Below are 343 nucleotides of genomic sequence, written 5' to 3' on the forward strand. Positions count from 1 at the left end.
CGGGCAAACAGACGCATGGAGGCGATTTCGTACAGAGCATCTTCCATCGCGCCATCGCTCAGGTTGTACCAATGCTGCATGCAGTGAATGCGTAGCATGGTTTCCAGCGGATAAGGTCGCCGGCCATTACCAGCCTTGGGGTAAAACGGCTCGATGACTTCCACCATGTTTTGCCATGGCAGAATCTGCTCCATGCGGGACAAGAAAATCTCTTTTCTGGTCTGACGGCGCTTACTGCTGAATTCACTGTCGGCGAAGGTAAGTTGATGACTCATGATGAACCCTGTTCCATGGCTCCAGATGACAAACATGATCTCATATCAGGGACTTGTTCGCACCTTCC

At 51.6% G+C, this 343-nt stretch carries 1 protein-coding gene; it reads right to left on the reverse strand.

Features of this window, described 5'->3' with window-relative positions; translation table 11 throughout:
- The coding region (locus HX884_RS26845) for a transposase (protein ID WP_176235144.1) at positions 1-275 on the reverse strand (275 nt) is incomplete at its 3' end.
- Positions 276-343: the final 68 nt, after the last annotated feature.

This window comes from Enterobacter sp. SECR19-1250 (assembly GCF_013391025.1).
GTDB classification, from domain to species: Bacteria; Pseudomonadota; Gammaproteobacteria; order Enterobacterales; family Enterobacteriaceae; genus Enterobacter; species Enterobacter cloacae.